The organism is Ralstonia sp. RRA, assembly GCF_037023145.1.
Taxonomy (GTDB): Bacteria; Pseudomonadota; Gammaproteobacteria; order Burkholderiales; family Burkholderiaceae; genus Ralstonia.
In genome coordinates this window covers 426,749-451,396 of record NZ_CP146091.1, presented here as the reverse complement: position 1 = coordinate 451,396, position 24,648 = coordinate 426,749, and the positions used below count along the sequence as shown (strand labels likewise).

The window sequence follows — 24,648 nt, the reverse complement described above, 5'->3', positions numbered from 1 at the left end:
CGCATCGCGCACCGTGCAGATCGGACCGCATACCCTCCGCAACAACCTGTTCGTCGCCCCCATGGCGGGTGTGACGGATCGCCCGTTCCGCCAGCTCTGCAAGCGGCTGGGCGCGGGCTATGCGGTGTCCGAGATGGTCGCGTCCAACGCGCAGCTCTGGAAAAGCGAAAAGACCATGCGGCGCGCCAATCACGAAGGCGAAGTGGAGCCGATCTCCGTGCAGATTGCTGGCGCCGAGCCGATGATGATGGCCGAGGCCGCCCGCTACAACGTTGACCGCGGCGCGCAGATCATCGACATCAACATGGGCTGCCCGGCCAAGAAGGTGTGCAACGTGGCCGCCGGTTCCGCCCTGCTGCAGAACGAGCCGCTGGTCCAGCGCATCGTCGAGGCGGTTGTGGGTGCAGTGGGTGACCGCGTGCCAGTCACGCTCAAGATCCGCACCGGGTGGGACCGCGAACATCGCAACGCGCTCACCGTGGCACGCATCGCGCAGGACGCGGGCATCAGCATGCTGACCGTACACGGCCGCACGCGTGCCGACCTGTACCACGGCGATGCGGAGTACGACACCATCGCCGCGGTCAAGGCGTCGGTGCGCATTCCGGTGGTCGCCAACGGCGATATCGCCACGCCAGCCAAGGCCAAGCATGTACTGGCGGTGACCGGCGCCGATGCCATCATGATCGGCCGCGCGGCGCAGGGGCGCCCGTGGCTGTTCCGCGAGATCGAACACTTTCTGAACACCGGCACGCTGCTGCCGGCGCCGGAGGTGGAAGAGATTCGCGGGATCATGAATGCGCACCTGGAAGAGCACTACGCGTTCTACGGCGAATTCACGGGCGTACGCACCGCACGCAAGCACATCGCTTGGTACACGCGCGGGTTGGCGGGGGCCAACCTGTTCCGCCACCGCATGAATACGATCGAAGACACCGCGGCGCAGCTTGCTGCCGTCAACGCGTTCTTCGACGAACAGCGCGCGCTGTCTGACCGCTTGGTCTACGAAGACCAGCACACCACTGACAGCGAGCGCCCCACGACGGGCAACAACAACGACAACAACAAGGAACTGCTTGCCGCATGAGCCGCAACCCGATCGAACGCTGCATCCGCGACAGCCTGGATACGTATTACCGCGACCTGGATGGCGAAAACCCGTCCAATGTCTATGACATGGTGCTGCAGGCCGTCGAACGGCCGCTGCTGGAAACCGTGATGGCATGGGCGTCCAATAACCAGTCGCAGGCGGCTGACTATCTCGGCATCAACCGCAACACGCTGCGCAAAAAGTTGCAACAGCACGGGTTGCTGTGACCTGGCTGAGATAGCGTTCAGGCTTCGAACCGATTTTCTTTCTGACGGCATCGCAAGGTGCCACTTTCGCCCTCCGGCGTTCCCACCATGATCCAGCAAGCCCTGCTTTCCGTTTCCGACAAGACCGGCATCGTCGACTTTGCCCGTGCCCTGCACGAGCGTGGCGTCAAGCTCCTCTCCACCGGCGGCACCGCCAAGCTGCTCGCCGAATCGGGCCTGCCCGTGACGGAAGTGGCCGACTACACGGGCTTTCCGGAAATGCTCGACGGCCGCGTCAAGACGCTGCACCCGAAGGTGCACGGCGGCATCCTGGCCCGCCGTGATCTGCCCGAGCACATGGCTGCGCTGTCCGAGCACAGCATCCCGACCATCGACCTGCTGGTGGTGAACCTGTACCCGTTCCAGCAGACGGTGGCCAAGGACGAATGCTCGCTGGCCGACGCCATCGAGAACATCGACATCGGCGGCCCGACCATGCTGCGCTCGGCGGCCAAGAACCACCGCGACGTGACGGTCATCGTCGACCCGGCCGACTACGCCACCGTGCTGGCCGAGATGCAGGCCAACAACAACACCGTCGGCTACGAGACCAACTTCATGCTGGCCAAGAAGGTGTTCGCGCACACTGCGCAGTACGACGGCGCCATCACCAACTACCTGACGAGCCTGGGCGCCGACAAGTCGCACAGCACGCGCAGCGCGTATCCGCAGACGCTGAACCTGGCCTTCGACAAGGTGCAGGAAATGCGCTACGGCGAGAACCCGCACCAGTCTGCCGCCTTCTACCGTGACCTGAAGGCCGTGAACGGCGCACTCGCCAACTACACGCAGCTGCAGGGCAAGGAGCTGTCGTACAACAACATCGCCGACGCCGATGCCGCGTGGGAATGCGTGAAGTCGTTCGACCCGGCCAAGGGCGCCGCATGCGTCATCATCAAGCACGCCAACCCGTGCGGCGTGGCCATCGGCGGCACCGCACAGGAAGCGTATGAGAAGGCTTTCAAGACCGATTCGACCTCGGCCTTCGGCGGCATCATCGCCTTCAACGTGCCGCTGGATGAAGCGGCCGCGCAGATCGTCGCCAAGCAGTTCGTGGAAGTGCTGATCGCCCCGGGCTTTACGGAAGGCGCGCGTGCCGTGTTCGCGGCCAAGCAGAATGTGCGCGTGCTGGAAATCCCGCTCGGCAACGGCGTGAACGCGTACGACTTCAAGCGCGTTGGCGGCGGCCTGCTGGTGCAGAGCCCGGACGCCAAGAACGTGCAGCCGAGCGAGCTGCGCGTGGTCACCAAGCGCCACCCGACCCCGAAGGAAATGGACGACCTGATGTTCGCCTGGCGCGTCGCCAAGTTCGTCAAGTCGAACGCCATCGTGTTCTGCGGCGGCGGCATGACGCTGGGCGTGGGCGCCGGCCAGATGAGCCGTGTGGACTCGGCCCGTATCGCCAGCATCAAGGCGCAGAACGCTGGTCTGACGCTGGCCGGTTCGGCCGTGGCGTCGGATGCGTTCTTCCCGTTCCGCGATGGCCTGGACGTGGTGGTCGATGCCGGCGCCTCGTGCGTGATCCAGCCGGGCGGCTCGGTGCGCGACGATGAAGTGATCGCCGCCGCCGATGAGCGCAACGTGGCGATGATCTTCACGGGCACGCGTCACTTCCGCCACTAAGCAACACGGTCTTCGACCGATCAAACGGGGCAAGGCGTAAACTGGCGCCTTGCCCCGTTTTTCTTTGGCACCTCACCTCGCTTCCTTCATGCGCATCCTCGGCATCGACCCCGGCCTTCGCACAACCGGTTTCGGCGTGCTCGAACGGCACGGCCACAAGCTCGTCTACGTGGCCTCGGGCACGATCAAGAGCAACGGCAATGCCGATCTGCCCAGCCGGCTGAAAACGCTGTACGACGGCGTGTCGGAACTGGTGAGCACGTACCGGCCCGACTGCGCGTCCATCGAAAAAGTCTTCGTCAACGTCAACCCGCAATCGACACTGCTGCTGGGCCAGGCCCGCGGCGCGGTGATCTGCGGGCTGATGAGCGGCCACCTGCCGGTGTTCGAATACACCGCGCTGCAACTGAAGCAGGCCGTGGTCGGCTACGGCCGTGCCAACAAGGACCAGGTGCAGGAGATGGTCGTGCGCCTGCTCAATCTCGAAGGCAAACCCGGCTCCGATGCCTCCGACGCACTCGGCGTGGCGATCTGCCACGCACACGGCGGCGAGACGCTGGCCGCCATGGCCGGGCTGGCGCCACAGCTTGCGCAAAAGGGCCTGCGCGTGCGGCGCGGCCGTCTGGTCGGCTGACAGGATTCTCAAAGCCTGCAGGTAGCTCCCTCACGGCACGGCGACTACCATGCGGGGAGTCCGTTTCCGGGAGCCCCCGATGTCGCGCCGCCTTGCCCTGCTGAGCCCGCTTGCCCTGACTGCAGTTGTCGCACTGTCCGCCTGCCGGATGGAATACAACCACGGCGGCACCAACGGCAGTGGCGGTGGTGGCACCACACCCATCACCACCATCCAGGTGATCGGCCACCGGGGCGCCTCGGCATTGCGGCCCGAGCACACGCTGGCGTCGTATCAAAAGGCCATCGACGATGGCGCCGACGTCATCGAACCGGATCTCGTTTCCACCAAGGACGGCGTGCTGGTGGCGCGGCATGAGAACGAGATCTCCGGCACCACCAACGTGGCCGACGTCGCCGCGTTTGCCGGCCGCAAGACCACCAAGACGATAGACGGCCAGAGCATTACCGGCTGGTTCACGGAAGACTTCACCCTCGTTGAGCTCAAGACGCTGCGCGCCCGCGAGCGCATCCCGAGCATCCGTCCCAACAACGTCGTCTACAACGACCAGTTCCAGATCCCCACGCTCGACGAGATCGTGGCGCTGGCGCGGGACCAATCCGCCAGGCTCGGCCGCAATATCGCCATCTATCCGGAAACCAAGCACCCGACGTACTTCCAGTCGATCGGCCTGCCGCTCGAAGACAAACTGATCGACGGCCTGCGCCGCGATGCCTTCACGGCCAGCCGCACCACGGTCTACATCCAGTCGTTTGAAGTCGCCAACCTCAAGACCATCCGCAACAAGATCGGCAGCAGCCAACCGAACTGGAAGCTCGTGCAATTGATGGGCACGTCCAGCCGGCAGCCGTTTGACTTCGTGGTCGCCAAGGACAGTCGCACCTTCGGCGACATGATGACCAGCCGCGGCATGCGCGACATCGCCGCCTATGCCAACGGCGTCGGCCCGGACAAGAGCAGCATCATGGGGCTGGATGCCAACGGCAAGCTGACCGACCCGACCGACCTGGTCCGCAACGCGCATAACGCTGGTTTGGTCGTTCACCCCTACACCTTCCGGCCAGAGAACACCTTCCTGCCGCCCTCCCTGCGCAGTGGTGCGGACAACACGCGCAACGTCAACGGCTCGATCCAGGAAATCCAGGCCTTTCTGCGCGCAGGCATCGACGGTTTCTTCACTGACGATCCGGCCATCGGGCGACAGGCCGTGTCGACGTTCAAGCGCTGAGGCATTTTCGCGGCCCGGCATCAGCTACACTGCGTCCCGTTTTGGAGGAATCACATGATCGGACGCATCGCCGGGACGCTGGTCGAAAAGAACCCGCCGCACCTGCTGGTCGATTGCCACGGCGTCGGCTATGAGATCGACGTGCCGATGAGCACGTTCTACAACCTGCCCGCCACCGGCGCGCCGATCGTGCTGCTCATCCAGCAGATCGTGCGCGAGGATGCGCACCTGCTCTACGGTTTCGGCACCGCAGCTGAACGCGAAACCTTCCGTCAGCTCATCAAGATTTCGGGCATCGGCGCGCGGATTGCGCTGGCGGTGCTGTCGGGCATGTCGGTGGCGGAACTTGCGCAGGCAGTCACGCTGCAGGAAGCCGGGCGGCTGACGCGCATTCCCGGTATCGGCAAAAAGACCGCCGAGCGCCTGCTGCTCGAACTCAAGGGCAAGCTCGGCGCCGACCTGGGTGCGGTTCCTGGTGGTCCGGCCGTGTCGGACGACGCCGTCGACGTGCTCAACGCCCTGCTCGCGCTGGGCTATTCCGACAAGGAAGCCGCGCTCGCCATCAAACAGGTGCCGGCCGGCACGGGCGTGTCGGACGGCATCAAGCTGGCGCTCAAGGCGCTCTCAAAAGGCTGAAGCCCAGGCGGTGGCGAGGCGGTAAAATGGCCCGTTCGCGGCCATCCTGGGCCGTCTGCCCCTCATGATCGAAACCGACAAGCTCGCCGCCAAGGCCGTCTCCGCTGAGCGCATCATCTCAGCGTCCCCCGCCTCCCCCAACGAGGAGGCCTTCGAGCGCGCGCTGCGCCCCAAGCTGCTCGACGAATACGTCGGCCAGGAAAAGGTGCGCGGCCAGCTCGACATCTTCATGACGGCGGCCAAGAACCGCAGCGAAGCGCTCGACCACGTGCTGCTGTTCGGCCCGCCGGGCCTGGGCAAGACGACGCTGGCGCACATCATCGCGCGCGAGATGGGGGTCAACCTGCGCCAGACCTCCGGCCCCGTGCTGGAGCGCCCGGGCGACCTGGCCGCGCTGCTCACCAACCTCGAAGCCAACGACGTCCTCTTCATCGACGAGATCCACCGGCTCTCGCCCGTGGTGGAGGAAATCCTGTATCCGGCGCTGGAGGACTACCAGATCGACATCATGATCGGCGAGGGCCCGGCGGCGCGCTCGGTCAAGCTCGATCTGCAGCCGTTCACACTGGTGGGCGCCACCACGCGCGCCGGCATGCTGACCAACCCGCTGCGCGACCGCTTCGGCATCGTCGCGCGGCTGGAGTTCTACACGCCCGCCGAGCTGGCGAAGATCGTCACGCGCTCGGCTGGCCTGCTCAACGCCAAGATCGCCGAAGACGGCGCACTGGAGATCGCCAAGCGCTCGCGCGGCACACCGCGTATCGCCAACCGCCTGCTGCGCCGCGTGCGCGATTACGCCGAGGTCAAGGCCGATGGCGTCATCACGCGCAAAGTGGCTGACGCCGCGCTGGCGATGCTCGATGTCGATGCGGTCGGCTTCGACCTGATGGACCGCAAGCTGCTCGAAGCGATCCTGCATAAGTTCAACGGCGGGCCGGTCGGTATCGACAACCTGGCCGCCGCCATCGGCGAAGAGCGCGACACGATTGAAGACGTGCTCGAGCCGTACCTGATCCAGCAGGGCTACCTGCAGCGCACGCCGCGCGGGCGCGTGGCCACGGCCTCGGCGTATCAGCACTTTGGCCTAGGCGCCCCCAAGGGCGACCTCTGGGACGGCAACAACTAACGGTCTGCATAACGCCTGCCATGACTACCCCGAGTCCTCAGCGCACCTTCCGCTACTACGACTTCGTCATGGCCGCCTTCGTGACGGTGCTGCTGTGCTCGAACCTGATCGGTGCGGCCAAGGCGGCGCAGGTCACGTTGCCGATCATCGGGCCAGTCACGTTTGGCGCGGGCGTACTGTTCTTCCCCATCTCGTACATCTTCGGCGACATCCTCACCGAGGTGTACGGCTATGGGCGCGATCGGCGCGTGGTGTGGGCGGGCTTTGGCGCGCTGATCTTCGCGTCATTCATGTCGCTGGTGGTGCTGGCGCTGCCGGTGGCGCCGTTCATGGCCGGCTACCAGAACAGCCTGAACGACGTATTCGGCAACACGCCGCGCATCGTCGCCGGGTCGCTAATTGCGTTCTGGTGTGGCAGCTTCGCCAACAGCTACACGCTGGCGAAGATGAAGATCGCTACGGAAGGGAAATGGCTGTGGACGCGCATCGTCGGGTCCACGGTGGTGGGCGAGGCAGTGGATTCGTCGCTGTTCTACGTGATCGCCTTCTATGGCATCTGGCCGCACGAACAGGTGCTGCGCGTGGCCATCGCGCAATACATCCTCAAGACCGGTTGGGAGATCGTCGCCACGCCGCTCACCTACCGCGTCGTCGCCTTCCTCAAGCGCGCCGAGAACGAGGATTACTACGACCGCGATACCGACTTCACGCCGTTCCGGCTGCGGGTGTAACGCGTTTTAGGGAACGCGGCGGTCCACTTCGTCGAGCACCAGCAGATCCAGGTGCGCGACATCCCCCCACTGCAGCACGGTCAGTTGATGACCATCGGACGAGAGCCGGTTGATGCTCGCGTTGCGCAGTTCATGCTGGCGCGGCTCGGTGAGCGTCATGGCGTTGGCGTGGCGGTACAGACAATCGAGCACGCCGCCGTGGCTGACCAGCGCGATGCGCTCGCCGGGGTGGCGGCGGATCAGGCGCAGGGCGGTTTCCACCGCACGCTCGTGGAACCCGGTGAGCGTCTCGCCGCCAGGAGGCGCAAAGTCGGGCACGCGTTCTTGCCAGGCAGCAAACTCGGCGGGATGCTTTTCGGCAACCTCGGCGTAAGTCAGGCCTTCGAACTGGCCGTAGTGGCGCTCGCGCAGACCCGCATCGTCGCGCACGGTGGCGCCTACCCGATCTGCCAGCGCCTGCGCCGTTTGCTTGGCACGCGACAGATCGCTTGCGTACACCGCATCAAACCGCTCACCCGCAAGCGCCTTGCCCAGCTGCGCGGCCTGCTCCAGCCCTTGCACGTTCAGTGGCACGTCGAGTTGGCCTTGCAGGCGGCGCTCACGGTTCCAGTCGGTCTCGCCATGGCGGACGAGCACGATGTGGGTAATCTGCGGCATCAGCAGGGGGATGGCGGCGGCGCGTGGCATCACGGGTTCCTGAGCGAGTCAGACAGATTTGGCCGGTTCCGGCGCAGCAGCGCGCACAACCTGCGGCGCCACCTGCAACCAGAACGTGACCGGGCCATCGTTGACGAGCGACACCTTCATGTCGGCGCCAAACTCGCCGGTCGCGACGATGGGGTGCTGCGCCCGGGCGCGCGCCACGAAATGCTCATACAAGCGGCGGCCGTCTTCCGGTGCCGCCGCTGGCGTGAAGCTCGGACGCGTACCGGACTTGGTATCGGCCGCCAGCGTGAACTGCGACACCACTAGCAAGCCGCCTGCCTGACCGTTGCCGTCGATGTTGCGGACGGGCAGGTTCATCTTGCCCTGCGCGTCCGAAAACACGCGGTAGTTCAGCAGCTTCTCCAGCAGGCGGTCGGCTTCGGCGGGGGTATCACCGCGTTCAGCACACACGAGTGCGAGCAGGCCCGGGCCGATCTCGCCGACCACGCGGCCGTCTACGCGCACGGCCGCTTCTGACACGCGCTGGATCAGTCCAATCACGAGAGCACCACGCGTGCGAAGCGGCGCTTGCCGACTTGCATGACAAACGTGCCGGCTTCGATCTTCAAGCCCTTGTCGCTGATGACGGTGCCGTCGATCTTCACGCCACCTTGTTCGATGTTGCGGTTGGCATCCGACGTGGACGGGCACAGACCGGCCTGCTTAAGCAGTTGCGCGATACCCAGCGGCGCGCCCGACAGCTCGATCTGCGGAATGTCGTCCGGCACACCACCGCGTGCGCGGTGGTTGAAGTCTTCCAATGCGCGCTCGGCATCGGCTTGGCTGTGGAAGCGTGCAACGATCTCCTGCGCGAGCAGCACCTTGCAATCGCGCGGGTTGCGGCCCAGCGCGATCTCCTGCTTCATCAGGTCGATCTCTGCCAGCGGGCGGAACGACAGCAGCGTGAAGTACGTCCACATCAGGTCGTCGGAGATGCTCATCAGCTTGCCGAACATGTCGCTCGGCGCCTCGCTGATGCCGACGTAGTTGCCCTTGGACTTGGACATCTTCTCCACGCCGTCCAGGCCCACCAGCAGCGGCATCGTCAAGATGCACTGGGGCTCCTGGCCGTATTCCTTCTGCAGTTCGCGGCCGACCAGCAGGTTGAACTTCTGGTCGGTGCCGCCCAGCTCCAGGTCCGACTTGAGCGCGACCGAGTCGTAGCCCTGCATCAGCGGGTAGAGGAATTCATGCACCGAGATCGGCACGCCGGCCTTGAAGCGCTTGGTGAAATCATCGCGCTCCATCATGCGGGCGACGGTGTAGCGCGAGGCCAGCTGGATCATGCCGCGCGCGCCCAGCGGGTCGCTCCACTCGCTGTTGTAGCGGATCTCGGTCTTGCTCGGGTCCAGCACCATGCTGGCCTGGCGGTAGTAGGTCTGCGCGTTGGCTTCGATCTGCTCGCGCGTGAGCGGCGGGCGTGTGGCGTTGCGGCCGGACGGATCCCCAATCGTCGAGGTGAAATCGCCGATCAGGAAGATCACCTGATGCCCCAGGTCCTGCAGTTGGCGCATCTTGTTGAGCACCACCGTATGGCCGATGTGGATGTCGGGCGCGGTCGGGTCCAGGCCCAGCTTGATGCGCAGCGGCACACCGGTCGCGGCGCTCTTGGCCAGCTTCTGCTCCCATTCGGCAGCGACCAGCAGTTCGTCGCAGCCGCGCAGCGACACTTCCATCGCGTGCGCCACTTCCGGGGTGATCGGATACTTCGGCGTGGCCGTTGCGGCGCGTTCAGAGGCGGCGGAAGTGGGTGCAGTAGAAGCGTCAGAAACGGTCATGGCAGAAAGAGAGGTCACCGCGCCGACCGAGAAAGTCAGCAGCGCGGACGAGAAACAACAATCGGGAAACCAGTGCGTGCGCGATGACCGACATCCGTGCAAGACGTTCCGGCCGCGCAATCCCGCGATTTTACCGTGATGCGCCTTCCTGCCCAATGGACGCCATTCGACCTCCCTCCTGCGCCCCCTGCGTAGCGGCCCCGCTGGTATGCTCACGCGCATGACGACCGCCCCCCATTCCCACAGCGAGCTCTACATCGGCCTGATGTCCGGCACCAGCCTGGACGGCGTCGATGGTGTGCTGGTTGATTTCTCCGGTGCCCATCCGGTACTGGTGGCCGATGCTTACGCGCCCTTCCCTCCGGAACTGCGCCACGCCTTTCTCAACCTACAGCAAGCCGGCCACGACGAGATCCATCGCGAAGCCCTGGCCGCCAACGCACTCGCCAGCCTGTATGCCGAATGCGTCGAGCAACTGCTGAAGAAGAGCGGCTGCATCCGCCGTGAAATCCGCGCCATCGGCGCGCACGGCCAGACCATTCGCCATCAGCCAGGTGCCCACGATGGCCTCGGCTACACGCGCCAGACACAGCACGCAGCCGTGCTGGCCGAGCACACCGGCATCGATGTCATCGCCGATTTCCGCAGCCGTGATGTGGCGGCCGGTGGCCAGGGTGCACCGTTGGTGCCCGCCGTTCACCGCGCACTGTTTGGCCTGCAAGACGGATGGCGCGTGGTCTGCAACATTGGTGGCATCGCCAACCTGACGGTGCTGCCGCCGCAAGCATCAGATGCGCGCGACACCGTGCTTGGCTTCGATTGCGGCCCCGGCAACGCCCTGCTTGATCACTGGGTCCACACGCACCACGGGCATACCTTTGACCGTGACGGCGCCTGGGCGCGCACCGGCCATGTCGATGAAGCCCTGCTCGCCCGACTGCGCGCCGAGCCTTTCTTCGACTTGCCGCCGCCCAAGAGCACCGGCCGCGATCTGTTCAACCCCACTTGGCTGAAACACCGCGCCGGCGATGCACTGGACCGCCTGCGCCCCCAGGTCGTGCAAGCGACCCTGCTCGCCCTCACCACCGACACCATCGCCGATGCAGTTCGCCGCTATGCGCCCCAGGCAACCTCCCTGGTGGTGTGTGGTGGTGGCGCGCGCAACGGCGCCTTGATGGAGCGGCTTGGCGCGCAGCTGCCCGGCGTCGAGATTGCGCCGAGCGATCAGTTCGGCGTTCCGGCCAACCAGGTCGAGGCGCTGGCCTTCGCCTGGCTGGCCCGCCAGTGCGTGCGCCGCGAGCCGGGCAACCTGCACCATGCGACCGGCGCTTCGGGGCCGCGCGTGCTTGGCACGATCTACCCCGCCTGAAGCTACGCAATTCCTGCGGGCAACAAAAAAGCGCACCGGGGTGCGCTTTTTCTTTACAGCGATGCCGCGTCAGACCGAGAACGACGAGCCGCAACCGCAAGTGGTCGAGGCATTCGGGTTCTTGATGACGAATTGCGCACCGTTGATGTCTTCCTTGTAGTCGATCTCGGCGCCCACCAGGTACTGGTAGCTCATCGAGTCGATCAACAGCGTCACGCCATTCTTGACCATGGCGGTGTCGTCTTCGTTGGTGTCTTCGTCAAAGGTGAAGCCGTACTGGAAGCCCGAGCACCCGCCGCCTTGCACGAATACGCGCAGCTTCAGCTCCGGGTTGCCTTCTTCTTCGATCAGTTGCTTGACCTTGTCCGCAGCGCTGTCGGTAAAGACCAGCGGAGCCGGAACCTCATTCACATCGGGCGTGGCTGCCTGCGCGACTGCGTTCATGAAAATCTCCTGTGGGATGCGTCTCAAACTTGCCTGTATTTTAAGCGCAAGCTGCAAATCGTGCCGAAGCCCCGGGTTTCAAGAGGATATTTGTGCGGTGCGCCAGCAACGGCAGGACAGCCAATACCCCACCAAGTGATCAGTCCTGATTGGACGCGAGCTTGAGATTGGGCAGGAGCTTCACATCGCCGGGCGCCGAGTGCGCCAGCGTGCCCATAACGACGGCACCCTGATGCATTTCCAGCGCCGCGTATTGCACGTTGCCCTCGATGCGTGCCTTGGGCTGCAGCTCCAGCAGCTCCGCCACATGCACCGGACCGACCACCGTGCCGTTCAAGATCAGGTGACCGACGTGCACCTCGCCCTCGATGCGTGCGGTGTCCGTGATGACCAGCATGCTGGGCTTGTCCGGATCACCGTAGACATTGCCCTTGATCTGGCCATCGATCCGCAGGCCGCCCGAAAAGCGCAGATCCCCCTCCAGCTTGGTGTGGGCGCCCAGCAGCGTTTCGATTGCCAGCCCCTTTTTCTTGCCAAACAGCATCGTCGACTCCTCTTTGTACGGATCCGACAGGCCCCCGCCCGTCAGATGGAAAAACTCTGGCTCGCCTTGATCTTGCCGTTCTGCAACACCTTCACCATCACCGACTTCACCGTAGTGCCGGGCGGGACGTCCACCCAACCTTCCAGGCGCTGATAGTGCGTGAGCTTGACGCGCGTGGCCGCTGTGGACACAGGTGCCGAAGCCGCCGTAGCGGCCGCCGCGCCAGGGAAATCGATCGTAGCAGGTTTGCCCGCCTGCACCACGTTCAGCGTGAGTGCCAGTTGCCCCTCGAACTCGGAGACCGGTGCGAACGCCTTGCCGCCGCCCTGCATCAACAGAACGCGAAAGTGCATGCGCGTCGGCTGCGCTTCGTCCGGGGCGATCCGGAAGCTGCGCACGTAGATGCCAGCCGAGTTGGTGGGTGCGGGCAGCAGGCTATCGAAGAAGGCCAGATCCTCTTTCAACTGGGCGTTCTCGGCTTCCAGTGCCTTGAGCTGCTCCGCCATTTGCGTCTGCGCACCTTCGGCCATGCCGACGCGCGACTCCGCCGTGCCCGCCGCCGCGGCAAGCTTGTCACGCTCGGCCTGCACCGCTGTCAGCTTGGCAGTCAGCTCGCGGTTCATGGCGCGCAGGTCGCTGTCATGCGGGCCAGTCAGGCGGCGACCTTCTTCGAAGGCCCATAGCGCCGCAGCGGCAGCCAAACCGATCACCACCGCAATCAGCAACATCGTTACTGGCCACGGCAGGCGCGAGCGCACCGTGACATTCGGGGCGAGCACGGAGGCACGACGCAACAGGCGACGCGCCTTCATGCGATCACCCCTCGACTCGCGCCGCAAATCAGAATCGGCTTAGAGCAAATTGCGGATTGCATCATACGGGTCAAACGCAAACGAAACGTGAATTGTAGTCTCGGCGACATGTCGGAGCTGTTGCAAAGGGTAAGCGAGGCGTCCGACAGATCACACCGTTTGATTGGAGCGCTCAAAACAAAAAACCACACCCAAGGGTGTGGTTTTTTGCTGAAGCAGTGAGAAGCGGATTAACGCTTCGAGAACTGCTTGGCGCGGCGGGCCTTGCGCAGACCGACCTTCTTACGCTCGACTTCACGTGCATCGCGCGTCACCAGACCTGCCTTCGACAGGGTCGGCTTGAGCGTTGCATCATAGTCGATCAGGGCGCGGGTGATGCCGTGACGCACGGCACCGGCTTGGCCGGTTTCACCGCCGCCGACCACGTTGACCTTGATGTCGAACGTAGCTGCGTGGTTGGTCAGTTCCAGCGGCTGACGCACGATCATCAGCGAGGTTTCACGAGCAAAGTACTCGTTGATGGCCTTGCCGTTGACGATGATGTCGCCCTTGCCGGACTTGATGAAGACACGTGCCACAGCGCTCTTGCGGCGGCCGGTGCCATAGTTCCAGTTACCGATCATGGATGTGGCCCCTTAGATTTCCAGCGCTTTCGGCTGTTGAGCTTCGTGCGGATGCGAGCCTTCGGCGTAAACCTTCAGCTTCTTGATCATCGCGTAGCCCAGCGGACCCTTCGGCAGCATGCCCTTCACAGCCTTTTCCAGGGCACGGCCCGGGAAACGCTGCTGCATCTTGCCAAACGTCGTTTCGTAGATACCGCCCGGGTAACCCGAGTGGCGATAGTACTTCTTGTCGGTCGTCTTGGCGCCCGTCACGCGCAGCTTGGCTGCGTTGATGACGATGATGAAATCGCCCGTGTCGACGTGCGGAGTGAATTCAGGCTTGTGCTTGCCGCGCAGTCGGTGTGCCACTTCGCTGGCGACACGCCCGAGGACCTTGTCCGTCGCGTCAATCACGTACCAATCGCGCTTCACCTCATGGGGCTTTGCGGAAAAGGTCTTCATGATTTTTCCAAAATTTGAGTCAGTGCCCGAGTGGACCCGTATCGTGCGCAACTACTCATGAACGGATCGTCTTGTGCTGCCTGTTTTTCCGCGGACAATCCGGAAAAGATTTCGATTGTACCCCGCAAGCAGCCCTTGACACAAGGAAAAAGGTGCGCTCCGACTGCAGGGACGAAAAAAAACCCAAGCTATTGAGCTTGGGTTTGAATCCACCAAAGGAGGAGGGTGGAGGAGACACCTGCTGATCGTTGACTTGGAGGGTTGCACCGCATCAGCCGATCCAATGGGAGCAATTATACCCACTTCTGGGGCACGCGCAAGATAATTTGCACTACGAAATTGCATTTCGTAATGCAAAATGCACCATGATGCGCACGCGTATAGATGACGTCTTTAAAAATCAATTACTTACAAGAGATTGACTGCCAAAGCGCTGTTGTCTACTAGAAACTTTCTTCCAATTTGGGCCCAATTCGGGTGCAAGCGCAACGGGTTGCACCTTTTCATATGGGTGTCACTGTCAAGGGGAGATCACCCTAACCTGCCCACGCGGGTTCACCACGATGGCTACAATGTGGCTTTTCGGCGGCACTCGCCGACACGCCACAAGGATTGGACATGGAATGCACAGTGAGCTGGGCCGGCCAGGACGGCATGGCCTTTTTGGCGGAAACCGGCAGCGGCCATCTCGTCACAATGGATGGCGCGCCGGATGGCGGCGGCCGCAACCTGGCACCGCGCCCGATGGAAATGGTGCTGCTGGGCACCGGCGGCTGCACCGCCTATGACGTGGTGCTGATCCTCAAGCGCGGCCGCGTGGATGTGCAAGGTTGCAGCGTGAAGCTGCACGCCGACCGCGCCGAAGCCGACCCGAAGGTCTTCACCCGCATCCACTTCACCTTTACGGTGACGGGGCGCAACCTCAAACGGGAAACCGTGGAACGCGCGGTCCAGCTGTCGCACGAGAAGTACTGCTCGGCGTCGATCATGCTGGCTAAGACGGCCGAGATCACGCACTCGCTGGAGTTGATTGAACTGGCCTGATTGATGGCCAATCCGGCTGAAAGGAAAAGCGAAGCGAACCGATAAGCCGGATTCTGTGCGCCGCGCGGCCGAAACCGCGCGGCGTGACAACCATTCCTCTAGACCGGCTGTTGCCAGCCGGCTCAAGCTCCCTACCCGCAGACTCAGCGAGCCGCTTCATCGCCTGCTTACTTGGGATTGCTCCGGGTGGAGGTTACCGCGTTTCACCCTTCGCCCTGGCCGAAGCCGGGGCGAAGACTCGTCTCTGTGGCCCTATTCCGCACGTCACCGTGGATGGTCGTTAGCCATCACCCTGCTCTATGGAGTCCGGACTTTCCTCCCCTTGCGCTCGCACGAGGCGGCGCAAGCAGCGGTTGTCTGGTCCGCTTCGCGAGGCGCGAGTCTAGCATCATTCAGCACTGTCGGATTTGGCCGTCGCCCGGCGGCCTGGGCGGAACACCGTCGTATCTGCGTAGAAGCTGGCATCTTCATTGGCTTCGCACCAGCTGGGGATGCCCATGACCGGCAGCGGGCGGAAATCGCGTGGCTTCAATTCGGTGCTCAGCAGCATGTCCGCCAGCGCGGCATCGAGCGACGCCCAATCCTCCGGCAGTGTGGCCACGCGCACCGGCCTCGCATGGGCGGTGATCGACTTGTAGGGCGTGACCAGCTTTTCCAACAGCGCGTGCCCAAATGGCAGCACGGCGCAGGTTGCGCCCCACGCTGCCCTGCCCTGCACGAACAAACCCTGCCAGTCGAAACCGGTCAGGCTGCGCTCGGACCCATCGTCGGTATGCAGAAAAATAAGAGCGTTCTCGTCGAACAAGGTGGCGGCATCACGCACCGTGCCACGCGCCGCGCTGATGCCGTCTCGCGCGATGGCCCGCGCCTGGCGCGCATTGAGAGCAGCCTTTGTGCGCGGCCAGTGCAACCAGATCAGCGCGTTGAAGAAGTCGTGGAGGTTGTCCCGCGTGGGCACACAACCCGTGGCGGCGATGTGTGCCTCGTAGGCAGCACCCGGCGGCAGTGCCTCTTGCGGGATGAAGCGCAGCGCGTGACCGCCTGACGTACGGATTACATGTGCAGCCGGATGCGCATTCAGTGCAGTGCGTAGATCAGCGCCGTGTTCGACTGCACGTGCAATCGGGGCGCCAATCTGCGCGAGTGGCGCGAACGCGGGATGCGCCCAGTCGATCGCGCCCAGACCTTCTATCAGCAACGCAGACCGCTCAGACCGACTTCCAGCGCAGCATCTCGCCACCACGCAGCGGCACCAGCGTCTGCTCGCCGAACGGCACTTCGGCGGGGAGCTGCCATTGCGAGCGCGTGAGCGTGAGGGTGCCGGCGTTGCGCGGCAGGCCGTAGAAGTCCGGGCCGTGCAGGCTGGCGAAGCCTTCGAGCTTGTCGAGTGCGTTGGCGTCTTCAAACGCTTCGGCGTACAGCTCCATGGCATGCAGCGCGGTGTAGCAGCCGGCGCAACCGCAGGCATGTTCCTTCACGCCCTTCGCGTGCGGCGCGCTATCGGTGCCGAGGAAGAAGCGCGGGTGGCCCGAGGTGGCAGCCGCCACCAGCGCCAGGCGGTGCGTCTCGCGCTTGAGCACGGGCAGGCAGTAGTAGTGCGGGCGGATGCCGCCAACAAACAGCGCGTTGCGGTTGTACAGCAGGTGGTGTGCCGTGATAGTCGCGCCGACGGGGCCCTCAGCATCGCGCACGTATTCAGCGGCCTGCTTGGTGGTGATGTGTTCGAACACAACCTTCAGCGCAGGGAAGTCACGGCGCAGCGGCAGCATCACGGTGTCGATGAAGACGGCTTCGCGGTCGAAGATGTCGACGGTGGGGTCGGTCACCTCGCCGTGCACCAGCAGCGGCATGCCGACTTCCTGCATCGCCTCAAGCGTCTTGGCGCAGCGGCGCAGGTCGGTCACGCCGGCGTCGCTGTTGGTGGTGGCGCCAGCCGGGTACAGCTTCACACCGTGGATGAAGCCGCTGGCGCGGGCCTCACGAATCACCTCGGGCGAGGTGTTGTCGGTCAGGTACAGCGTCATCAGCGGCTCGAACTGCGTGCCTGCGGGCAGCGCTGCAAGGATGCGGTCACGGTAAGCACGCGCTTGGGCGGTGGTGGTCACCGGCGGCTTGAGGTTCGGCATGATGATCGCCCGGCCGAACTGGCGCGCGGTGTCGCCCACCACGTCGGCGAGCGCATCGCCGTCGCGCAGGTGCAGGTGCCAGTCATCGGGGCGGACGATAGTGAGAGTGTCGGTCATGATGCGTAGGAAAACGGTCAGCGGAAAACGAAAGCGAAAATCAGAGAGTAAATCAGGGCAACCGGGCCCTATGCCAGCGCCTCGGCAATCGCGCGGCCCAGATCAGCCGTGCTTGCCGTGCCGCCAATGTCGCGGGTGAGCGGCGCGTGGCCTGGGCCGGCCGCCAGCACGCGCTCGATGGCGGCCAGTACCGCCGCGCCCGCCTCGGGCTGGCCGAGGTGCTCGAGCATCATCGCTGCGCACCAGATCTGGCCGATCGGGTTGGCGATGCCCTTGCCCGCAATGTCCGGCGCAGAACCGTGCACCGGTTCGAACAGGCTCGGATACGTGCGGTCCGGGTTGATGTTGCCCGACGGGGCAATCGCAATGGTGCCGGTGCAGGCGGGCCCAAGGTCCGAGAGGATGTCGCCGAACAGGTTGCTGGCGACCACCACATCGAACATCTCCGGCTTCTGCACGAAGTGCGCGGTCAGGATGTCGATGTGGAACTTGTCGACGTTGACCTCGGGGTACACCTTGGCCATCGCTTCCACGCGTTCATCCCAGTACGGCATGGTGATGGAGATGCCGTTGGATTTGGTGGCGGACGTCAAGTGCTTGGCCGGGCGTCGCTGGGCCAGATCGAAAGCGAACTTGAGGATGCGGTCGACGCCGGTGCGGCTCATGACCGTTTCCTGGATCACGATCTCGCGCTCGGTGCCGCCGTACATGCGGCCGCCGACGCTGGAGTATTCGCCTTCGGTGTTCTCTCGCACCACGTAAAAGTCGATCTCGCCGGGTGCGCGGGGCTGGCCGTTGCGATCAACCAGCGGACTGCGGATACCGGGCATCAGGCGCACCGGGCGCAGGTTCACATACTGGTCGAAGCCGCGCCGGAACTGCAGGAGGGAACCCCACAGCGAGATGTGGTCGGGCACCGTATCGGGCCAGCCCACCGCGCCAAAAAAGATGGCGTCATAGCCGCGCAGGGTGTCGAACCAGTCATCGGGCAGCATCTTGCCGTGGCGAGCGTAGTAGTCGCAGCTGGCAAAGTCGAAGTGATCGGTCTGCAACGCAAAGCCGAATTTGCGCGCCGCCGCATCCAGCACGCGCAGGCCCTCGGGGACGACTTCCTTGCCGATGCCGTCTCCGGGGATCACGGCAATGCGATATGAATTCATGGGAATAAGATCCGGTTGTGGCGGCAGTCGGGATGCAACGTTTGGTGGCGAACCTGTCGGCGTGCGGCGTGAGCGCAACGGCCGGCACGCTCAGCGGGGTGCCGCGCGTGCCAAGGCGCTTGGCACCCCCGGCAGCCGGCAGGATAATGGCTATTTTATTGCATCCGACTTTTCTCCCCCACCATGTGCCAGCTGCTAGGCATGAACTGCGCCGAACCGACCGATGTGACGTTCTCGTTCACCGGGTTCGCCGCGCGCGGTGGCGTGACTGATCACCATGCCGACGGTTTCGGCGTCGCCTTCTTCGAAGACAAGGCCTGCCGCCTCTTCATCGACAACCAGTCGGCCGGCACCTCGCCGGTGGCCGAACTGGTCAAGCGCTACCCGATCAAGTCCAAGAACGTCATCTCGCACATCCGCAAGGCGACGCAGGGCACAGTGCGGCTGGAAAACTGCCATCCGTTCATGCGCGAGCTGTGGGGCCGGCACTGGATCTTTGCCCACAACGGCGACCTGAAGAACTTCTCGCCATTTCTCTCGGGCGTGTACCAGCCAGTGGGCGATACCGATAGCGAGCTCGCCTTCTGCTACATCATGCAGTCGTTGCGCAAACGGTTTCCGGGGTCGCAACCGCCGCTCAACGAGTTGTTCTACGCGTTGTCGGACATCACCAAGGAAATCACGCGCCACGGCGTGTTCAACTTCCTGCTGTGCAATGGGCAAGCGCAGTTCGCGCATTGCTCGACACGGCTGTACTACATCGTACGGCAGTGGCCGTTCTCGACGGCGCACCTGATTGACGCCGATATGACGATCGACTTCGCCAAGTACACCACGCCCGCCGACCGCGTGGCCGTGATCGCCACCGCACCGCTCACTGACAACGAGGTCTGGACCCAGTTCGTGCCCGGTGAGCTGCTGATGTTCGAAAATGGCCAGGCGACCATGGCCACCAAGGTGCCGATTCCGGAAGCGGTCCAGATCGCCAACGCAGCCAACACGGCCTGCACCTGACACGATCCGTCGCCCAACAAAAAGCCGCTCCCGAGAGAGCGGCTTTTCTTTGCCTCAAACCCCGCGCTTAGTGCGACAGGATCTTCGACAGGAACTGCTTGGCGCGGTCCGAACGTGCATCGATGTTGCCGAAGAACTCTTCCTTCTCGCAGTCTTCAACGATGCGGCCCTGGTCCATGAAGATCACGCGGTTGGCGACCTTGCGGGCGAAACCCATTTCGTGGGTCACGCACATCATGGTCATACCTTCCTTGGCCAGCTCCACCATCACGTCGAGCACTTCGTTGACCATTTCCGGGTCCAGCGCGGAGGTCGGCTCGTCGAACAGCATGCAGATCGGGTCCATCGACAGCGCGCGGGCGATGGCCACGCGCTGCTGCTGACCGCCCGACAGCTGGCCCGGGTACTTGGCAGCGTGCGCCTTCAAACCCACGCGATCCAGGTACTTCAGGCCCTTTGCCATCGCCTCTTCCTTGGAACGGCCCAGCACCTTCTGCTGTGCGATCGTCAGGTTTTCGGTAATCGACAGGTGCGGGAACAGCTCAAAGTTCTGGAACACCATGCCCACGCGCGAACGCAGCTTCGGCAGGTTGGTGCCCTTGGCGCCGACGGATGTGCCATCAACCAGGATCTCGCCCTTCTGGAACGGCTCCAGCGCGTTGACGGTCTTGATGAGCGTGGACTTGCCCGAACCCGACGGGCCGCACACCACCACCACCTCGCTCTTCTTCACGCTGGTGGTGCAGTCGGTCAGCACCTGGAAGGCGCCATACCACTTGGAAACGTTCTTGATCTCGATCATTGGGTCACCTTCTTCTGAAGTCGCTTCACCAGCACGGAGGCGCCGAAGCAGATCACGAAATAGCACAAGCCGGCAAACAGCAGCAGCTCGACGATACGGCCGTCGCGCTCACCGATGTTGTATGCCTGGGTAAAGAAGTCCGACAGCGCGCTCACATACACCAGCGACGTATCCTGGAACAGGACGATCGCCTGGGTGAGCAGCAGCGGAATCATGTTGCGGAAGGCCTGCGGCAGGATCACCAGGCGCATAGCCTGGCCGTACGTCATGCCCATCGCATACGCCGCGAACATCTGCCCGCGCGACACACTCTGGATACCGGCGCGGATGATCTCCGAGTAGTACGCCGCCTCGAACAGCGCAAAGGCGACCAGCGCGGACGTCATGCGCATGTCGGTGGCCGGCGACAGGTTGAAGATCTTCTGCAGCACCTGCGGCACGATCAGGAAGAACCACAGCAGCACCATCACCAGCGGGATGGAGCGGAAGAGGTTCACGTACGCCTGCCCGAACCACTGCAGCGGTTTGATGCCCGACAGACGCATCATCGCCAGCAGCGTGCCCCAGACGATGCCGACCAGGATGGCCGTGCCCGTGATTTCCAGCGAGAGGAGCATCCCCTCGCCGAGCACGCGCATGTTGTCGGCGTTGACGGATGAGAAATCGAAGTGATAAGCCATGAAGTGTCCTCGCCTCGATTACTTGCCGCCGATGAAGCCAGGCAGCCGGGAACGTGCTTCCACCCAGCGCATCAGGCCCATGACAGTCAGGTTGATCAGCATGTACATCAGCGTCACGGCGATGAACGATTCGTACGGCTGCGCGGTGTAGTCCACCAGTTGGCGGCCTTGCGCGGCAAGCTCCAGCAAACCGATGGTCGACGCCACAGCCGAGTTCTTGAAGATATTCAGAAACTCCGACGTGAGCGGCGGCACGATGATGCGGAACGACATCGGCAGCATCACGTAGCGATAGGTCTGCGCGAGCGTGAAGCCCATCGCCAGACCTGCGTTGCGTTGACCACGCGGCAGCGAGTTGATACCCGAGCGTACCTGTTCGCAAACACGCGCTGCGGTAAAGGTACCGAGGCACAGCGTCGCGCACAGGAACATCGCCGTGGCGGGGTTCATCTGCTTGATGTAGTCGCCGCCCGGCAGCAGTTCCGGCATGACGAAGTACCAGATGAACAGCTGCACGATCAGCGGAATGTTGCGGAACAGCTCCACGTAAGCGGCAGCAATGCCCGACAACAACTTGTTCGGCACGGTACGCAGCACGCCCAGCACGGAGCCGAGGGCAAGCGCGATGATCCAGGAGGTGAGACCGAGTACGACGGTGGTCTTCAGACCGGACAGCAGCCAGTCTAGATAGGTCTGATTCTGGGCGGCTTCCGTAAAGAAGACGCCCCAGTTCCAGTGGTAATTCATGATGGTTCCCTCAAAAGAAAACGGAAGGGAGAGGACCTGTTAGTCGGCCTTTGCCTTCCGTTTCGATGATGCTTGAGTCAGGCCCGTTGAGGGAGCCGATCAGTCAAGAGCCTTGTCGTTCGGGTTCTTGATCAGCGCCTTCATGTCATCCGACAGCGGGAAGTCCAGGTTCAGGCCCTTCGGCGGAACCGGGCTTTCGAACCACTTCTTGTACGCAGCGGTGATCGAACCGTCCTTCATCATGCCGACGATGGTCTTGTCGGCCAGGGCCTTGAACGGAGCATCGTCCTTGCGAACCATACAGCCATACGATTCACGCGATTGCGGCTTGGCCACGACCACCCAGTCGTTCGGGTTGCGGGCCTTGGCGCGCTCGCCGTACAGCAGGGCGTCGTCCATCATGAACGCAACGGCACGGCCCGATTCCAGCGTCAGGAACGACTGACCGTGGTCCTTCGTGCTGATGATGTTCATGCCCATCTGCTTGTCGTCGTTCATTTTGCGCAGCAGACGTTCCGAGGTCGTGCCAGCGGTGGTCACGACGTTCTTGCCCTTCAGGTCGGCCCAGTCCTTGATGCCCGAATCCTTCTTCACCATGATGCGGGTGCCGATGATGAAGATGGTGTCGGTGAACGATGCCTGCTTCTGACGCTCGAGGTTGTTCGTCGTGGAGCCGCACTCCAGATCGATGGTGCCGTTCTGCAGAAGCGTGATGCGGTTCTGCGAAGTCACCGGAATTTCGTTGATCTTCAGGTCCTTCAGGCCGAGTTGCTTCTTCACGTCCTCAGCGATCTTGGTGGCAACGTCGTACGAGTAGCCAATCGTGCGGACACCGCCGACGTTGTAGCTGAACGGAATCGACGAATCGCGCACGCCCAGCGTGATGGTGCCGGTGTCCTTGATCTTCTTGAGCGTACCCGTCAGCTCTTGTGCGTGGGCAGCGCCGCCGAATGTACCAGCGATGACACCAACGGCTGCAAGCACAGTTGCCAGCTTGGCGAGGTTCATGAAAGTCTCCTTTTGACCATGAAAGAGAAAGACGGGACTGTACCAAAAAACGTTTGGCGACAGTATTGGTGTTGCCACTACATCGTTGAATCGAACGGAGTTTTTCCTCCGGCGCGGACCTTGCCGCAACCACGCTTTCCGAGCAACCGGACACCTTACGTTGTGCTTTTCCGGAAAACCGGAAACACCGCGCAGCGCCCAACACGGAAACGCTCTGCACAATCGGCAGGCAGGCACGATCGCTTGAGCGGATGACCGCCAGTTGCTAAGGAAAACAAGGGGAAATGAAGCCCGCCCGATGTGCGCTCTCTGTCGCTTACACGAACCCGACTTGAGGATGGGAAGGGCGACGATGTCATCGCCCTTCTCATGGTGCGGTGCTTCGGAGCGTTATGGTTCGCCCTGTGAGCACCGGCTTTCTTCAACCGTCGCGCATAGCTGCCTGATCGGCAGCGACGCGATAGACCGGAGCAGCACCCTGTTGGAGCACCGCGCCGGTATTGATCAGCGCGTCGCCGATCAGGGGTACAGACCGCGCTCTTGGCGGGCCTGCAGAATCCGCGTACAAGCGATGATGAATGCCGCCGTACGCAGAGTGACCTTGTTGTCCTGCGAAACTTGCCAGACACCACGGAAGGCGTCTTGCATGATCCGTACCAGGCGCTGGTTGATCTCATCTTCGGTCCAGAAGAAGCTCGAGAAATCCTGCACCCACTCGAAATAGCTGACCGTCACGCCGCCGGCGTTGGCGATCACGTCCGGGCAGACCAGCGTGCCCTTGTCGCGCAGGATGTCGTCAGCCTCGGGCGTCGTGGGGCCGTTTGCACCTTCCACGACAATCTTTGCCTTGATATGGGGCGCGTTCTTGGCGGTGATCTGGCCTTCCAGCGCAGCCGGGATCAGGAATTCGCAGTCCAGTGCCCAGAAATCGTCTTGCGAGACGGTCTCGGCGGCAAAGCCAGCCACGCTGCCGTTGTGGTCAACGTGCTTGATCAGCGCATCGACATCCAGGCCGTTGCCGTTGAACACGATGCCCTTGTGATCCTGCACGGCGATGACCTTCGCGCCAGCGTCATGGAACAGCTTGGCAGCCACGCTACCCACGTTGCCGAAGCCCTGCACCACCACGCGCGAACCCTTGACGTCGATGCCCAGGTTGCGTGCGGCTTCGCTGCCGACCACGAACACGCCGCGGCCGGTGGCTTCACGACGGCCCAGGCTGCCGCCCAGTGCGATCGGCTTGCCGGTCACCACGCCGGTGGCGGTGGAGCCTTCGTTCATGGAGTACGTGTCCATCATCCACGCCATGATCTGCGCGTTGGTGTTCACGTCCGGTGCCGGGATGTCCTTGTTCGGGCCGATGATGATGCCGATCTCGCTGGTGTAGCGGCGGGTCAGGCGTTCGAGTTCACCGGAAGACAGCTTGCGCGGGTCGACACGAATGCCACCCTTGGCGCCGCCGTACGGCACGTTCACGGCAGCGTTCTTCACCGACATCCATGCGGACAGCGCCATCACTTCCGACAGCGTCACGTCCTGGTGGAAACGCACGCCGCCCTTGCCCGGGCCGCGCGAGGTGTTGTGCTGCACGCGATAACCCTCGAAGTGGGCGATGCTGCCGTCATCCATCTGGATGGGCACATCGACGATCAGGGCGCGCTTGGGGCGCTTGAGGGTTTCAACCCAGCGTGCCAGCGAGCCGAGGTAGGGGGTGACCCGGTCGACCTGCTGCAGATAGATGCCCCACGGGCCGAGGTTGTCGGCCGGCAGATAGGACGGGATGGCGTGCTGAAGTGTCGTCGGAGAAGCGACATTGGACATGGTTGTCTTCCTGTTTTGGACCTCGGTAAGGTCCCTAGTTCGGGAATATGCGGTCCCACAAAATGCCCGCCAGCTTAGG

At 63.4% G+C, this 24,648-nt stretch carries 27 protein-coding genes and 1 other RNA gene; 11 read left to right on the top strand and 17 right to left on the bottom strand.

Annotation, left to right across the window (positions count from 1 at the left end; genetic code table 11):
* The first annotated feature begins 13 nt into the window (after positions 1–13).
* From dusB to V6657_RS02210, 8 genes are all read left to right on the top strand, one after another.
* Entirely contained in the window at positions 14–1,087 is a 1,074-nt protein-coding gene (gene dusB / locus V6657_RS02245; RefSeq protein ID WP_048934023.1) for a tRNA dihydrouridine synthase DusB, read from the top strand.
* Entirely contained in the window at positions 1,084–1,317 is a 234-nt protein-coding gene (locus tag V6657_RS02240) for a Fis family transcriptional regulator (protein ID WP_048934022.1), read from the top strand. Before dusB ends, V6657_RS02240 begins: the two co-directional genes overlap by 4 nt.
* 87 nt (positions 1,318–1,404) lie before the next feature.
* Positions 1,405–2,979 carry a bifunctional phosphoribosylaminoimidazolecarboxamide formyltransferase/IMP cyclohydrolase gene (gene purH, locus V6657_RS02235; RefSeq protein WP_048934021.1) on the top strand — a complete coding sequence of 525 codons (1,575 nt, stop codon included), beginning with the start codon at positions 1,405–1,407 and terminating at the stop codon, positions 2,977–2,979.
* Between the two features lie 88 nt (positions 2,980–3,067).
* Entirely contained in the window at positions 3,068–3,613 is a 546-nt protein-coding gene (gene ruvC, locus V6657_RS02230; protein WP_048934020.1) for a crossover junction endodeoxyribonuclease RuvC, read from the top strand.
* 79 nt (positions 3,614–3,692) lie between these two features.
* Positions 3,693–4,841 (top strand): glycerophosphodiester phosphodiesterase, encoded by a 1,149-nt coding sequence (locus tag V6657_RS02225; protein ID WP_048934019.1) that lies wholly within the window; start codon positions 3,693–3,695, stop codon positions 4,839–4,841.
* 54 nt (positions 4,842–4,895) lie between these two features.
* Positions 4,896–5,477 (top strand): Holliday junction branch migration protein RuvA, encoded by a 582-nt coding sequence (gene ruvA / locus V6657_RS02220; protein WP_048934018.1) that lies wholly within the window; start codon positions 4,896–4,898, stop codon positions 5,475–5,477.
* 64 nt (positions 5,478–5,541) lie between these two features.
* A complete protein-coding gene (ruvB, locus tag V6657_RS02215; RefSeq protein WP_048934017.1) occupies positions 5,542–6,603 on the top strand; it encodes a Holliday junction branch migration DNA helicase RuvB in 1,062 nt (353 codons plus the stop codon).
* Between the two features lie 20 nt (positions 6,604–6,623).
* Positions 6,624–7,334: a queuosine precursor transporter gene (locus V6657_RS02210; protein ID WP_048934016.1), complete on the top strand. Its 711-nt coding sequence runs from the start codon at positions 6,624–6,626 to the stop codon at positions 7,332–7,334.
* A gap of 6 nt (positions 7,335–7,340) precedes the next feature.
* On the opposite strand, the gene V6657_RS02205 is transcribed toward V6657_RS02210, so the two are convergent.
* Genes V6657_RS02205 through tyrS form a run of 3 tightly spaced genes read right to left on the bottom strand, consistent with a single transcriptional unit; the run spans position 7,341 to position 9,715 of the window.
* The gene (locus tag V6657_RS02205; RefSeq protein WP_048934015.1) at positions 7,341–8,021 is read right to left on the bottom strand and encodes a histidine phosphatase family protein; all 681 of its coding nucleotides are present in this window, start codon (positions 8,019–8,021) and stop codon (positions 7,341–7,343) included.
* An 18-nt stretch (positions 8,022–8,039) separates the two neighbouring features.
* The gene (dtd, locus tag V6657_RS02200) at positions 8,040–8,540 is read right to left on the bottom strand and encodes a D-aminoacyl-tRNA deacylase (protein WP_048934014.1); all 501 of its coding nucleotides are present in this window, start codon (positions 8,538–8,540) and stop codon (positions 8,040–8,042) included.
* Positions 8,537–9,715, bottom strand: a complete 1,179-nt coding sequence (gene tyrS, locus V6657_RS02195; RefSeq protein WP_338755142.1) for a tyrosine--tRNA ligase — start codon at positions 9,713–9,715, stop codon at positions 8,537–8,539. Before tyrS ends, dtd begins: the two co-directional genes overlap by 4 nt.
* Positions 9,716–10,025: 310 nt before the next feature.
* Here tyrS and V6657_RS02190 point away from each other — a divergent pair, with 310 nt between their 5' ends.
* Positions 10,026–11,186 (top strand): anhydro-N-acetylmuramic acid kinase, encoded by a 1,161-nt coding sequence (locus tag V6657_RS02190; protein WP_048934012.1) that lies wholly within the window; start codon positions 10,026–10,028, stop codon positions 11,184–11,186.
* 69 nt (positions 11,187–11,255) lie between these two features.
* Here the strand turns inward: V6657_RS02190 and erpA are convergent, their stop codons facing one another.
* The 5 genes from erpA to rplM form a co-directional block, all read right to left on the bottom strand.
* Entirely contained in the window at positions 11,256–11,630 is a 375-nt protein-coding gene (gene erpA / locus V6657_RS02185; RefSeq protein WP_021196519.1) for an iron-sulfur cluster insertion protein ErpA, read from the bottom strand.
* Positions 11,631–11,769: 139 nt separating this feature from the next.
* Positions 11,770–12,174, bottom strand: coding sequence for a polymer-forming cytoskeletal protein (locus tag V6657_RS02180; RefSeq protein ID WP_021196518.1), 405 nt, complete (start codon positions 12,172–12,174; stop codon positions 11,770–11,772).
* Between the two features lie 41 nt (positions 12,175–12,215).
* Complete coding sequence (locus V6657_RS02175) at positions 12,216–12,986, bottom strand: DUF6776 family protein (RefSeq protein WP_048934011.1); 771 nt, start codon at positions 12,984–12,986, stop codon at positions 12,216–12,218.
* A 230-nt stretch (positions 12,987–13,216) separates the two neighbouring features.
* Positions 13,217–13,609: a 30S ribosomal protein S9 gene (gene rpsI, locus V6657_RS02170; protein ID WP_021196516.1), complete on the bottom strand. Its 393-nt coding sequence runs from the start codon at positions 13,607–13,609 to the stop codon at positions 13,217–13,219.
* A gap of 12 nt (positions 13,610–13,621) precedes the next feature.
* Positions 13,622–14,050, bottom strand: a complete 429-nt coding sequence (gene rplM / locus V6657_RS02165) for a 50S ribosomal protein L13 (protein ID WP_009239122.1) — start codon at positions 14,048–14,050, stop codon at positions 13,622–13,624.
* Positions 14,051–14,668: 618 nt separating this feature from the next.
* Between rplM and V6657_RS02160 the strand changes: the two genes are divergently transcribed.
* Entirely contained in the window at positions 14,669–15,094 is a 426-nt protein-coding gene (locus tag V6657_RS02160) for an OsmC family protein (protein WP_048934010.1), read from the top strand.
* Positions 15,095–15,120: 26 nt separating this feature from the next.
* Here V6657_RS02160 and rnpB read toward each other — a convergent pair.
* The 4 genes from rnpB to V6657_RS02140 all read right to left on the bottom strand — a co-directional run bounded on the left by rnpB (position 15,121) and on the right by V6657_RS02140 (position 18,497).
* Positions 15,121–15,463: RNase P RNA component class A (gene rnpB, locus V6657_RS02155), an RNA gene on the bottom strand.
* A gap of 19 nt (positions 15,464–15,482) precedes the next feature.
* Positions 15,483–16,292 (bottom strand): DUF3025 domain-containing protein, encoded by an 810-nt coding sequence (locus V6657_RS02150; RefSeq protein WP_171017955.1) that lies wholly within the window; start codon positions 16,290–16,292, stop codon positions 15,483–15,485.
* Between the two features lie 10 nt (positions 16,293–16,302).
* Positions 16,303–17,337, bottom strand: a complete 1,035-nt coding sequence (pyrC, locus tag V6657_RS02145) for a dihydroorotase (protein WP_048934009.1) — start codon at positions 17,335–17,337, stop codon at positions 16,303–16,305.
* A gap of 68 nt (positions 17,338–17,405) precedes the next feature.
* Positions 17,406–18,497, bottom strand: coding sequence for a tartrate dehydrogenase (locus V6657_RS02140; RefSeq protein WP_048934008.1), 1,092 nt, complete (start codon positions 18,495–18,497; stop codon positions 17,406–17,408).
* Between the two features lie 183 nt (positions 18,498–18,680).
* On the opposite strand from V6657_RS02140, the gene V6657_RS02135 reads away from it, so the two are divergent.
* Positions 18,681–19,511: a class II glutamine amidotransferase gene (locus V6657_RS02135; protein ID WP_048934007.1), complete on the top strand. Its 831-nt coding sequence runs from the start codon at positions 18,681–18,683 to the stop codon at positions 19,509–19,511.
* A 67-nt stretch (positions 19,512–19,578) separates the two neighbouring features.
* Here the strand turns inward: V6657_RS02135 and V6657_RS02130 are convergent, their stop codons facing one another.
* The 5 genes from V6657_RS02130 to V6657_RS02110 all read right to left on the bottom strand — a co-directional run bounded on the left by V6657_RS02130 (position 19,579) and on the right by V6657_RS02110 (position 24,569).
* Positions 19,579–20,313: an amino acid ABC transporter ATP-binding protein gene (locus tag V6657_RS02130; RefSeq protein ID WP_048934006.1), complete on the bottom strand. Its 735-nt coding sequence runs from the start codon at positions 20,311–20,313 to the stop codon at positions 19,579–19,581.
* On the bottom strand, positions 20,310–20,993 hold the full coding sequence (gene gltK / locus V6657_RS02125) for a glutamate/aspartate ABC transporter permease GltK (RefSeq protein ID WP_048934005.1): 684 nt from the start codon (positions 20,991–20,993) through the stop codon (positions 20,310–20,312). Before gltK ends, V6657_RS02130 begins: the two co-directional genes overlap by 4 nt.
* Positions 20,994–21,011: 18 nt before the next feature.
* Positions 21,012–21,740, bottom strand: coding sequence for an amino acid ABC transporter permease (locus V6657_RS02120; protein WP_021196508.1), 729 nt, complete (start codon positions 21,738–21,740; stop codon positions 21,012–21,014).
* Positions 21,741–21,839: 99 nt separating this feature from the next.
* Positions 21,840–22,748, bottom strand: a complete 909-nt coding sequence (locus V6657_RS02115) for a glutamate/aspartate ABC transporter substrate-binding protein (protein ID WP_048934004.1) — start codon at positions 22,746–22,748, stop codon at positions 21,840–21,842.
* 519 nt (positions 22,749–23,267) lie between these two features.
* Positions 23,268–24,569: a Glu/Leu/Phe/Val dehydrogenase gene (locus tag V6657_RS02110; protein ID WP_048934003.1), complete on the bottom strand. Its 1,302-nt coding sequence runs from the start codon at positions 24,567–24,569 to the stop codon at positions 23,268–23,270.
* Between the last annotated feature and the right edge of the window lie 79 nt (positions 24,570–24,648).